Genomic DNA, 11727 nt, shown 5'->3' on the forward strand with positions numbered 1-11727 from the left:
TAACTCTTTTGTTGATCTTGGGCTGCTGCTGCCTTGCATCCGGCACAGCTCGGTACGAGGCCGAGACGCAGGCTTCAATCATCAGAGGAGGCTTCGATGGATCAAGACATCTGCACCATTTCCGAACCCAAACTCGACGACTTGGCCATCGACGCCGTCCTGCACCTGGGCGCTGCCCTCGAAGTGCTGGAGCTGCACGCCAGCCACAAGGTCACGGCCATCAATTGCGTCTGCCGCGACCTGCTGCGCATCTACTACGCCAAGGCCGATCAGGCGCAGTCGCTGGAGCCGCAGGACAAGGAGCTGCTGGGCCTGCTGCACGACACGGCGGTGGACCTGGGCTATGCCGTCGAGGTGGTGGACCATCTGAATGGCGACGAGGCCGACGACCCCATCCTCTATGCCGTGAGCTATCTGCTCAAGGCGGCCAAGCGGTTTGCGGATGAGGGCGTTGCTGCGGCGCTTGCCGTGAAGGGGTAGGGCGCAGGGCTGCCGCCTGCTTTGCAGGGGCCGGGCTTCAAGGGCAGGGTTTGAGGTGCGCGGCCGTGGCCTGTTCGGTCAGCGGGTCTTCGGCCAGGGCCTGCAGCAGCGCGTCCAGCAGGCCGGGAAAGCGCGCATCCAGGTCTTCGCGGCGCAGGGAGAGCAGGTTCTCGCGGCCATCGGGGCGCTGCCAGATCACGCCGCTGTCGCGCAGTACGCGCCAGTGGTGGGTCATGGTGGATTTGGACTGGCCTTGCAGCAGCGAGCCGCAGGCGCGCTCATGGCCTGCGGCCAGCGCGCGCACCACGGCCAGGCGCAGGGGGTTGCCCAGGGCGTTGAGCAGGTTTTCCAGGCGTATCTGTTCGCGGTCGGGGTGGTTGGCAAGCATGAATCGTCCAGTCGATGGGGCGCCACTGTGCCATGGAAGCAATGCCGCACGTCGCTGATGCGGCGTGGCGCGGGCAGTTATCTGGCAGACACGCCCCTTGCGTGGTGAAAACATGGATCGTTCTGCAAGAAGTTGCGGAAGATAGTACGATTGTCTTCGTACATTCCAATTGTCATCAACCCTCATTCAACCCCCGCGAGAATCCGACCCTTCGAACCGGCAGATCACGCACTTACGCTTTCGTAGCACCCAGGAGTCCTTTCATGGCCCGCCATACCCCCATAGAACGCTATCGCAACATTGGTATCTCCGCGCACATCGATGCCGGCAAGACCACCACGACCGAGCGCATCCTGTTCTACACCGGGGTGAGCCACAAGCTGGGCGAGGTGCACGAGGGCGCCGCCATCATGGACTGGATGGAGCAGGAGCAGGAGCGCGGCATCACCATCACCTCGGCGGCCACCACCTGCTTCTGGAAGGGCATGGGCGGCCGCTTTGACCAGCACCGCATCAACATCATCGACACCCCGGGCCACGTGGACTTCACCATCGAGGTGGAGCGTTCCATGCGCGTGCTCGACGGCGCCGTCATGGTCTATGACGCCGTGGGCGGCGTGCAGCCGCAGTCAGAGACGGTCTGGCGCCAGGCCAACAAGTACAAGGTGCCGCGCCTGGCCTTCGTCAACAAGATGGACCGCACGGGCGCGGATTTTCTGCGCGTACGCCAGATGATGATCGACCGCCTCAAGGCCAACCCGGTGCCCATCGTGCTGCCCATTGGCGCAGAGCAGCAGTTCACCGGCGTGGTGGACCTGCTCAAGATGAAGGCCATCATCTGGGACGAGGCCACGCAGGGCATGAAGTTCGAGTACCAAGACATTCCCGCAGCCATGGTGGCAGACGCCAGGAAGTGGCGCGAGTCCATGGTGGAGGCGGCTGCCGAGGCCAGCGAAGACCTGATGAACCGCTACCTGGAAGAGGGCGACCTGCCCGAGGCCGACATCCTGCGCGGCCTGCGCCTGCGCACCATTGCGGGCGAGATCCAGCCCATGCTGTGCGGCTCGGCCTTCAAGAACAAGGGTGTGCAGCGCCTGCTGGATGCCGTGGTCGAGCTCATGCCTTCGCCGCTGGAGGTGCCACCCGTGGAAGGCCATGCGGAAGACGGCTCCATCATCGTGCGCCATGCCGATGACAGCGAGAAATTCTCTGCCCTGGCCTTCAAGCTGATGACCGACCCCTTTGTGGGCCAGCTTACCTTTGTGCGCGTCTACTCGGGCGTGCTCAACAAGGGCGACAGCGTGCTCAACTCCGTCAAGGACAAGAAGGAGCGCATTGGCCGCATCGTGCAGATGCATGCCAATGAACGCCTGGAGGTCGATGAAATCCACGCTGGCGACATTGCCGCCTGCGTGGGCCTGAAGGACGTGACCACGGGCGAGACCCTGTGCGACCCGTCCGCGCCCATCGTGCTGGAGAAGATGGTCTTCCCCGAGCCCGTGATCGCCCAGGCGGTGGAGCCCAAGTCCAAGGCCGACCAGGAAAAGATGGGCATTGCCCTGTCGCGCCTGGCGGCCGAAGACCCGTCCTTCCGCGTGCGCACCGATGAGGAATCGGGCCAGACCATCATTGCCGGCATGGGTGAGCTGCACCTGGAAATCATCGTGGACCGCATGAAGCGCGAGTTCAACGTGGAAGCCAACGTGGGCAAGCCCCAAGTGGCCTATCGCGAGACCATCCGCAAGAAAGTCACCGATGTGGACGGCAAGTTCGTGCGCCAGTCCGGCGGCAAGGGCCAGTACGGCCACGTGGTCTTCACGGTGGAGCCGCAGGAACCCGGCAAGGGCTTCGAGTTTGTGGACGCCATCAAGGGCGGCGTGGTGCCGCGCGAGTACATCCCTGCGGTGGAAAAAGGCGTGGTCGAGGCATTGACCAGCGGCGTGCTGGCCGGCTACCCCGTGGTGGACGTGAAGGTCACGCTGACCTTTGGCTCGTACCACGACGTGGACTCCAACGAAATGGCCTTCAAGATGGCGGCCATCTTCGGCTTCAAGGAAGCGGCCAGGAAGGCCAGCCCCGTCATCCTGGAGCCCATGATGGCCGTGGAAGTCGAGACGCCCGAAGACTACGCCGGCACCGTCATGGGCGACCTGTCCTCGCGGCGCGGCATGGTGCAAGGCATGGACGACATGGCCGGAGGCGGCAAATCCATCAAGGCCGAAGTGCCCCTGTCCGAAATGTTCGGCTACGCCACCTCCCTGCGCTCGCAAACGCAAGGCCGTGCCACCTACTCCATGGAGTTCAAGCACTACGCCGAAGCACCGCGCAACGTGGCCGAGGCCGTGATCAACGCACGGGTCAAGTAAAAGAGTCTGCGCCACAGGCCAGGCCGTGAGGCCATGGCCGTGGCACTCACCCCTCCCGTATGCCCACGCCTGCGTCGGGCCGCCTGCGGGGTTGCAGTCCTGCCGAAGGACAGGGCTGCCTCGTCAACTGACTCGCCGCAGTTGTTTGAACGGAGCGCGCAGCGCGCAGTGAGTTCTGCGGCGAACCCCGCAGGTGGCACGACGCAGGTTGCCCGCAGCGCAGCGAAGGGACGTGGACATTCGGGTCGTCTTTCTTTGGCCTACGTTTCTTTGACGAATCAAAGAAAGGTAGGTCGGCCGCCGGGCCGAGACCCGGCCTCGAAAAACAACCCCCCGGCAGGGACAAAAACAAGCGCCCCGTCCCAAATCCAAAGGCTCAACGAAAAACAGCTCCTTGAAGGAGCTGTTTCAAAGAGAGCCAGGAGAAGCCGAAATCAGGCCTCAGGCTGCTGCTCAGACTCAGCAGCCTCCACATCAGCAGCCGGAGCCGCCTCACCAGAATCCGCCAAAGCCTGCCGCACACCCGCCTTCTCACCAGCAGAAGCAAACTTGCTGTACTTGCCAACGATGCCGACCAGCGCGCCATAAATGCGCGGATTGCCCGCCAGGCATTCCTTCTGCTCCAGGAAATCAGCCTCGCCCGTGAAGTTGCCGACCAGGCCGCCGGCCTCGGTCACCAGCAGGCTGCCGGCGGCCACGTCCCAGATCTGCAGGCCGCTTTCAAAGAAGCCGTCTGCAAAGCCGGCTGCCACGTAGGCCAGGTCCAGCGCGGCGGCGCCGGGGCGGCGCACGCCTGCGGTTTCCTGCATCACGTCGCCCAGCATGTTCATGTACTGCTTGAAGTTGTCGCCACGGCGGAAGGGGAAGCCGGTGGAGATCAGGCTGTCCTTGAGCTGGATGCGCTTGGACACGCGGATGCGGCGGTCATTCAGGTAGGCGCCGCGGCCGCGCGTGGCCGTGAACAGGTCGTTGCGCGAGGGGTCGTACACCACGGCATGCTCCACCTTGCCCTTGAAGGACAGGGCAATGCTCACGCAGTACACGGGGAAGCCGTGGATGAAGTTGGTGGTGCCGTCCAGCGGATCGATGATCCAGACGTAGTCGGAGTTCTTGGCGCCGAACTCGTTGCCCGATTCCTCGGCCAGGATGCCGTGGCCCGGGTAGGCGCCCAGCAAGGTTTCGATGATGGCCTGCTCGGCCGCCTTGTCCACCTCGGTCACAAAGTCGTTGACCTGCTTTTGTGCGACACGCACGGATTCCACGTCAAGAGCCGCGCGGTTGATGATGGCGCCGGCGGCGCGTGCGGCCTTGATGGCCACGTTGAGCATGGGATGCAGGTTGGTCGACATAGATTGTGAGGCGTTGGCGGAGCAGCGGCTGTGCAAGGAGAGGACGGTCCTCTCTGGCAAAAGCAGGCTGTTTGACGCGGGTAAGAACGGAAAAAGCCGCGTCCGGCGATGCGGGGCGGCGACAATAGCGCGCAATTTTACCCGCCTTGTCCGTTTTGTGCTGCGCAACCTGTCCCGCCTTGGGGGCTCTGCCGGCGCCGGCAGGCCAGCGACGCCATGAAAACCCGATTCGTACTGATAGAAACCAGCCACGCCGGCAATGTGGGCGCCGCCGCCCGCGCCCTGAAGACCATGGGCTTTGACGACCTGGTGCTGGTGCGCCCGCGCTGGCCCAACGTGCTGCGCAAGGAAGAGACCATCCAGCGGGCCAGCGGCGCGCTGGACGTGCTGGGCAATGCGCGCGTGGTCGAGACGCTGGAGGAGGCGCTGGACGGCATCAGCCACCTGTGCGCCACGGCGATGACGCCGCGCGACTTCGGCCCGCCCACGCGCACGCCGCGCCAGCATTTCGAGCTGCTGCTCAGCGGGGCGCTGGATGTGCTGGCTGCGCCCGATGTGCCCGATGAAGCGGCGGCGCCTGCCGATGCATCCGTGTCCGCACCGGCTCCCGCGCCGCGCTGCAACCAGTCCGGCGTGGCCTTCCTGTTCGGCTGCGAGCGCTTCGGCATGAGCAACGACGATGTCTACCGCAGCGATGTGGCGCTGTCGATTCCGTCCAATCCGCAGTTCGGCTCGCTGAACCTGGGGGCGGCCATCCAGGTGGTGGCCTACGAATGGCGCCAGGCGCTGGGCGGCTTTCCCGTGGTGGAGCACACGCCCGCGCCGCAGCGTGCCGACGCGGCCCAGGTGGCCGGCATGCTGGGCCATTGGGAGCAGGCGCTGGCGCATATCGGCTTTCTCGATCCGGCTGCGCCCAAGAAGCTGATGCCGCGCCTCAACCAGCTTTTCAACCGCTCGCAACTGACCGCCGAGGAAATCCACATCCTGCGCGGTGTTGCGAAGGCCATGCTGCAGAGCACCCCACCGAAACGCTAGACTGAGCGGTCTTGTCAACAATAACCAGCCCCTAGATGCTTGACCGCCTGCGCTCCGATATCCAGTGCATCCTCGACCGCGACCCTGCGGCACGCAGCACCTGGGAGGTCATCACCTGTTATCCGGGTCTGCATGCGATCTGGCTGCAACGCCCGGCGCACTGGTGCTGGAACCATGGCCTCAAGTGGCTGGGGCGCTTCATCTCGCACATCGGCCGCTGGCTCACCGGCATTGAAATCCACCCCGGCGCCGTCATCGGCGAGCGCGTCTTCATAGACCACGGCATGGGCGTCGTCATCGGCGAGACGGCCGTGGTCGGCGACGGCTGCACCATCTACCACGGCGTGACCCTGGGTGGCACCTCGCTGTACAAGGGCGCCAAGCGCCATCCCACGCTGGGCCGCGATGTGGTGGTCAGCGCAGGCGCCAAGGTGCTGGGCGGCTTCGAGGTGGGCGACGGCGCCAAGATCGGCAGCAATGCCGTGGTCATCAAGCCCGTGCCCGCAGGCGCCACGGCGGTGGGCATTCCGGCGCGCATCATCGCCAGCAAGAACGGCCACAGCGCCGACGTGACCGAGCACGACCCGGCATCGGCCAAGGCCGAGTCCATCAAGGTCCCGGCCTCTGCCGCGCCCCAGCCGTTCACGGCCTACGGCATCACCCAGGAAATGGACCCCGTGGCCCAGGCCATGCGCGGCCTGAGCGATGGCGCGGCCGCGCACGAGCAGCAGATCGCGCTGCTTTGGGAGGCCATTGCCAAGCTCTCGGCCGGCAGCAAGGTGGGCGACTGCGTGCCCTGCGAATCCGAGCGCCCGCAGGCGTTCCAGAAGGACAAGATCGACCAGATCATGGGCAAGTAGGCCTGCAGAAGATCACCCAAGATCCCCCAAGAAGACCGGAGACTCCGACCAGCATGAACGTTGAACAGGCCTTGCATGCGCGCCGCTCCGTGCGCGCCTTCCTGCCCCAGTCGCCCGATGCGGCGCTGGTGCGCTCCCTGATGGAACAGTCGGCCAATGCGGCCTCGGGCGGCAACCTGCAGCCCTGGCGCGTGCTGGCGCTGACAGGCGAGCCGCTGCAGCAACTGCTGACCGCCGTTGCCGAAGCCGAGCCCCAGGACGCCCAGCCCGGCCTGTCCTACCCGCCCAACCTTTGGGAGCCCTACCGCAGCCGGCGCTTTGCCAATGGCGAAGAGCTGTACCAGTCGCTGGGCATTCCGCGCGACGACAAGCCCGCGCGGCTGGAGCAGCTGGCCCGCAACGGCCAGTTCTTCGGCGCGCCCGTGGGCCTGATCGTGGCGGTGGACGAGCGCATGGGCCTGCCGCAATGGGTGGACCTGGGCATCTACCTGCAGTCCTTCATGCTGCTGGCCTGCGCCAATGGCCTGGCCACCTGCGCCCAGGGCTTCTGGCGCCGCTACAACGACGCCGTGACCCAGGCGCTGGCGCTGCCCGAGGGCTACCACGTGGCCTTCGGCATTGCGCTGGGCTACGAGGACAAGAGCGCCCCCATCAACGGCTGGCGCGCCACGCGCGCTCCGCTGGCCGAATGGGGTGCGCTGCGCGGCTTTGACTGACGGCGGCGCATGGCCCCTGGGCAAACCCGCAGGCGATGGGCCGCCAACCATCCTCTATACTTGCCGCTGCTCCGGGGTGTGCTGATGCACTGAGATGCCAACCGGTCCATGCGCTGCATGGGCCAGGCGGCGAACCCGACGAACTTGATCCGGTTGATACCGGCGGAAGAAGAGCGGGACCCTGAAGCGGGGCCGAAGTCAGAGGATGGAAGTCCGCCACGGCGGATACACGCAGGGCCGCAACGGCCAGGCAGGCCACCATCCGATGCGCATCGACCCTTGCCAACCAAGGCTGCTCGTGCGCCTTGGCGTGCGTGGCAACCAGGGGCCAAGGCCATACGGCCCTGGCAGGCCCACACTGGCATAGCCCGGTGCGCGGCCTTTGGCACAGCCCAAGGAGTGTCCGGTTCCCGGAGCGTTGTTGATCGACGCTTTGAACGCAAGGAACCCGACATGAACGCTCCCGATTCCATCTTCACCCCCGCAGCCGGCGAAGCTCCCGACGCACAGCGTTTTTCCGACCTGCTGGCGCAGTCGCGCAAGCCGTTCCCGGCCTCCACCAAGAGCTATCTGCAAGGCAGCCTGCATGCCGGCCTGAGCGTGCCCGTGCGCGATATCCAGCTGACCAATGGCGAGCAGGTCAGCGTCTATGACACCTCGGGCCCCTACACCGACCCGGCCGTGGCCATCGACGTGCGCAGCGGCCTGCCGGGCGTGCGCAATGCCTGGATCGAGTCGCGCGGCGACAGCGAGTACTACGCCGGCCGCCTGCGCCAGGCCCTGGACGACGGCGGCAAGCGCGGCGAGGAAGACGAGCGCGTGGCCCGCCTGCGGGCCGAGGCCGCATCGCTGCAGCGCCAGCCGCGCCGCGCCAAGAGCGGTGGCAACGTCACCCAGATGCACTACGCGCGCAAGGGCATCATCACGCCCGAGATGGAGTACGTGGCCCTGCGCGAGAACGGCCGCCGCGAATGGATGGCCGAGTACCAGCAGGACGCCGCGCGCGAGGCGCGCCTGGCCGGCAACGGCCTGGGCGCCGCCATCCCCAAGATCATCACGCCCGAGTTCGTGCGCGACGAAGTGGCGCGCGGCCGCGCCATCATCCCGGCCAACATCAACCACCCCGAGATCGAGCCCATGGCCATCGGGCGCAACTTCAAGGTCAAGATCAACGCCAATATCGGCAACTCGGCCGTCACCTCCAGCATCGAGGAAGAGGTCGAGAAGCTGGTCTGGGCAATCCGCTGGGGTGCGGACAACGTGATGGACCTGTCCACCGGCAAGAACATCCACACCACGCGCGACTGGATCATCCGCAACTCGCCCGTACCCATCGGCACCGTGCCCATCTACCAGGCGCTGGAAAAAGTGGGCGGCATCGCCGAGGACCTGACATGGCCCATCTTCCGCGACACGCTGATCGAGCAGGCCGAGCAGGGCGTGGACTACTTCACCATCCACGCCGGCGTGCGCCTGGCCTACATCCACCTCACGGCCCAGCGCCGCACGGGCATCGTCTCGCGCGGCGGCTCCATCATGGCCAAGTGGTGCATGGCCCACCACCGCGAGAGCTTCCTGTACGAGCACTTCGAGGACATCTGCGACATCATGAAGCAGTACGACGTCAGCTTCTCGCTGGGCGACGGCCTGCGCCCCGGCAGCGCCTCGGACGCCAATGACGAAGCCCAGTTCGCCGAACTGCAGACCCTGGGCGAGCTGACCCAGCTGGCCTGGAAGCACGACGTGCAGACCATGATCGAAGGCCCCGGCCACGTGCCCATGCACATGATCCAGGCCAACATGACTGAGCAGCTCAAGCACTGCCATGAGGCGCCGTTCTACACCCTGGGCCCGCTGACCATCGACATCGCCCCCGGCTACGACCACATCGCCAGCGCCATCGGCGCGGCCATGATCGGCTGGTTCGGCACCGCCATGCTGTGCTACGTCACGCCCAAGGAGCACCTGGGCCTGCCCGACCGCGACGACGTCAAGCAGGGCATCATCGCGTACAAGATCGCCGCCCACGCCGCTGACGTCGCCAAGGGCCACCCCGGCGCCCGCGCCCGAGACGACGCGCTGAGCCAGGCCCGCTTCGACTTCCGCTGGCAGGACCAGTTCAACCTGGGCCTGGACCCCGACACCGCCCAGGCCTACCACGACGAAACCCTGCCCAAGGACAGCGCCAAGGTGGCGCACTTCTGCTCCATGTGCGGCCCCAAGTTCTGCTCCATGAAGATCACCCAGGAAGTGCGCGAATTCGCCGCTGCCAAGGGCGTGGCCGAGCAGGAAGGCATTGCCGCCGGAATGCAGGCCAAGGCCGAGGAATTCAACCGCGCGGGCGGGGAGTTCTATATCCCCATCGTGGCGGCCAGCAGCGATACGACGGCGCGTTGACGCCAGCCGGCAGGCTGCGCGCGGCTCACTGGCCGTCGCGCGGCTGCCGGTTCAACGACAACTCCTGTGCCGCCTGCAACAGGCATTCGCGCGCTCCATCCAGCGAAGGGCCCGCATGTCCATCGATGCGGCGGATATAGGGAGATGTCAGCACGGCCAGGGCCTGACCGTCAGGTCCCAGGATGGGGCAGGAGATGTCCACCACACCATAGGACTGCAGGCTTTCGCTCTGCCTGTAGCCCGTGCTGCGTATCTGTTCCAGCATGTCGTGCAGTTGTGCCTCGGGCAGTGGCACCTCGCCTTCCAAAGGCGTGTGCTCGGCCAGCATCTGCGAGCGGCGTTCGGGTGTCTGGCAGGCCAGCAGCACATGGCCTGACCCGGTGTCCAGCAGCCCGACGCGTGCGCCCAGCCTGATTGACAGGCCCCAGTTCCCGGGGCCGGGGACCTGGGCCACGATCAGGACGTTGCCACGGTCGTAGAGGCCCAGGTGGCAGGACTGCTCGGCCTGCCGCGCATAGGCATCCATGACGGGCAGCGCCTGGGTCACGAGGCGGTTGACGGGCGGGTGGCGGTGTGCCAGCGCGAACATCTTGAGGCTGAGCGCATGGCGGTCACCGCCGGCCGAGCGCATCACATATTGCCGGGCCACCAGCCGCTCGAGCATGCGGTAGATCTCACTGGGGCCCCGGCCCAGTTCCTTGACGATCTCGGCCCGCGTCAGTCCATCGGGGTGCTCGGCCAGCAGCTCCAGGATGTCCAGCCCCTTGTCCAGTGCCGGCGCGCGGTAGCGCTCGCCGTCTTCTGCGTTGTCCAGTGCTTTGCTCATGCGTGCAGATCTTACGTTCGGGATAGGACAAGTCCTGTTTTTGCTGCGGACCTGCGCAAGCGGTGCGTGGGCTGGGTAAACCATAGCTGCCGAAGAGAGGTTTATTTATAAATAATTAATTCATGGATGAATGAATTGCCCCAGCGATGTGCCACGCGCCATCGGCAAAAAGGCGATCCAGCGGCACCGCCGGAGTCCCGGCACACATGAGGAGGCACTTTCCATGGCTGCACTGCACGGCGTTTTCCAGGTTCCGGCCGGATGTTCCGCAATGCTTTGCCGGCTCATGTCCGCTGTAGCCGCGCTGGCTTCAGTGGCGGCGCTGGCCGGCGCGGGGCCGGCGCTGGCGGCGGAACCTGGCCCGGCGCAGGGCAGGATCGGGGTCAACCTGCCACTGCTGACCTCGCCGTTCTGGCAGGCCTACAACGGCTACCTCCCGCAAATGGCCAAGGCCCTTGGGGTCGACATCCTGGCGCCGGTGAACTCCAACCAGGACCCGGCCCAGCAGATCACCGACGTGGCCAATCTGATCAACCTCGGCGCCAAGGGGTTGGTGGTGGCGCCATTGGATTCGGCGGCCATTGGTCGAGCGCTCGCCTTGGCCGAGCAGGGGAAGATTCCTGTGGTGGCGGTGGACGTGGCGCCTACCCGGGGCAAGGTGGCGATGGTGGTGCGTGCCGACAACCGCGCCTATGGCACGCGGTCCTGCCAGTACCTGGGCGCGCAGGTGAAGGCGGGCAAGGTGGTGCAGATCATGGGCGACCTGGCATCGGTCAACGGCCGTGATCGGGCCGAGGCTTTCCGCAGTTGCATGAAGGATTTCCCGGCGCTGCAGGTGCTGGAGATTCCAGCGGCCTGGAAGTCCGATGCCGCCGCTGCCGCGCTCGACGGCCTGCTGTCCGCGCATCCGGACCTGAAGGGCATCTACATGCACGCAGGCGGCGTCTATCTGGCGCCCACGCTGCAGACGCTGCGGCGCAGGGGGCTGCTGCATCCGGCCGGCGATCCGAGGCACATCGTGGTGATCAGCAACGACGGCATCGCGCAGGAGCTGGATGCCATCCGCAGGGGCGAGATCGACGCCACCATCTCGCAGCCCGCCGATCTTTACGCAAAGTACGGCCTGTACTACATCAAGGCAGCGCTGGCAGGGCAGTCGTTCAAGCCCGGGCCCACCCCGCATGGCAGCCGCATCGTGGAGGTGGCGCCCGGCATTCTGGAGGACCAGTTGCCCGCACCCGTGGTGACCCGCGAGAACGTGGACGACAAGTCGCTGTGGGCCAACCAGCCATGACGATACTCCCCGGATT

10 protein-coding genes and 1 riboswitch are annotated in these 11727 nt (G+C 66.0%); of the genes, 7 read left to right on the plus strand and 3 right to left on the minus strand.

The features are described 5' to 3' along the window. The first annotated feature begins 96 nt into the window (after nucleotides 1–96). Complete coding sequence (locus ACF8ME_RS28020) at nucleotides 97–480, plus strand: hypothetical protein (RefSeq protein WP_392419186.1); 384 nt, start codon at nucleotides 97–99, stop codon at nucleotides 478–480. A gap of 37 nt (nucleotides 481–517) precedes the next feature. On the opposite strand, the gene ACF8ME_RS28025 is transcribed toward ACF8ME_RS28020, so the two are convergent. Further along, entirely contained in the window at nucleotides 518–868 is a 351-nt protein-coding gene (locus ACF8ME_RS28025) for a helix-turn-helix transcriptional regulator (RefSeq protein ID WP_012204227.1), read from the minus strand. A gap of 263 nt (nucleotides 869–1131) precedes the next feature. Here ACF8ME_RS28025 and fusA point away from each other — a divergent pair, with 263 nt between their 5' ends. Further along, on the plus strand, nucleotides 1132–3234 hold the full coding sequence (gene fusA, locus ACF8ME_RS28030; RefSeq protein WP_392419188.1) for an elongation factor G: 2103 nt from the start codon (nucleotides 1132–1134) through the stop codon (nucleotides 3232–3234). Nucleotides 3235–3668: 434 nt separating this feature from the next. On the opposite strand, the gene ACF8ME_RS28035 is transcribed toward fusA, so the two are convergent. After that, nucleotides 3669–4583: an inositol monophosphatase family protein gene (locus ACF8ME_RS28035; RefSeq protein ID WP_061289306.1), complete on the minus strand. Its 915-nt coding sequence runs from the start codon at nucleotides 4581–4583 to the stop codon at nucleotides 3669–3671. A 216-nt stretch (nucleotides 4584–4799) separates the two neighbouring features. On the opposite strand from ACF8ME_RS28035, the gene ACF8ME_RS28040 reads away from it, so the two are divergent. The 4 genes from ACF8ME_RS28040 (at nucleotide 4800) to thiC (ending at nucleotide 9591) form a co-directional block, all read left to right on the plus strand. Beyond that, a complete protein-coding gene (locus tag ACF8ME_RS28040; RefSeq protein WP_392419190.1) occupies nucleotides 4800–5618 on the plus strand; it encodes an RNA methyltransferase in 819 nt (272 codons plus the stop codon). A gap of 35 nt (nucleotides 5619–5653) precedes the next feature. Continuing rightward, the gene (cysE, locus tag ACF8ME_RS28045) at nucleotides 5654–6478 is read left to right on the plus strand and encodes a serine O-acetyltransferase (protein WP_016449662.1); all 825 of its coding nucleotides are present in this window, start codon (nucleotides 5654–5656) and stop codon (nucleotides 6476–6478) included. Between the two features lie 53 nt (nucleotides 6479–6531). Beyond that, entirely contained in the window at nucleotides 6532–7194 is a 663-nt protein-coding gene (locus ACF8ME_RS28050; protein ID WP_392419192.1) for a nitroreductase, read from the plus strand. Between the two features lie 62 nt (nucleotides 7195–7256). Beyond that, a riboswitch (TPP riboswitch) is annotated at nucleotides 7257–7382 on the plus strand. A gap of 265 nt (nucleotides 7383–7647) precedes the next feature. Then, the gene (gene thiC, locus ACF8ME_RS28055) at nucleotides 7648–9591 is read left to right on the plus strand and encodes a phosphomethylpyrimidine synthase ThiC (RefSeq protein WP_034368871.1); all 1944 of its coding nucleotides are present in this window, start codon (nucleotides 7648–7650) and stop codon (nucleotides 9589–9591) included. A 25-nt stretch (nucleotides 9592–9616) separates the two neighbouring features. Here the strand turns inward: thiC and ACF8ME_RS28060 are convergent, their stop codons facing one another. Continuing rightward, complete coding sequence (locus ACF8ME_RS28060) at nucleotides 9617–10417, minus strand: IclR family transcriptional regulator (RefSeq protein WP_392419194.1); 801 nt, start codon at nucleotides 10415–10417, stop codon at nucleotides 9617–9619. A 286-nt stretch (nucleotides 10418–10703) separates the two neighbouring features. Between ACF8ME_RS28060 and ACF8ME_RS28065 the strand changes: the two genes are divergently transcribed. Continuing rightward, the gene (locus ACF8ME_RS28065; RefSeq protein WP_250439165.1) at nucleotides 10704–11711 is read left to right on the plus strand and encodes a sugar ABC transporter substrate-binding protein; all 1008 of its coding nucleotides are present in this window, start codon (nucleotides 10704–10706) and stop codon (nucleotides 11709–11711) included. Nucleotides 11712–11727: the final 16 nt, after the last annotated feature.

Origin of the sequence: Delftia sp. WSY_7 (genome assembly GCF_043104845.1) — a bacterium.
Lineage (GTDB): Bacteria > Pseudomonadota > Gammaproteobacteria > Burkholderiales > Burkholderiaceae_C > Comamonas > Comamonas tsuruhatensis.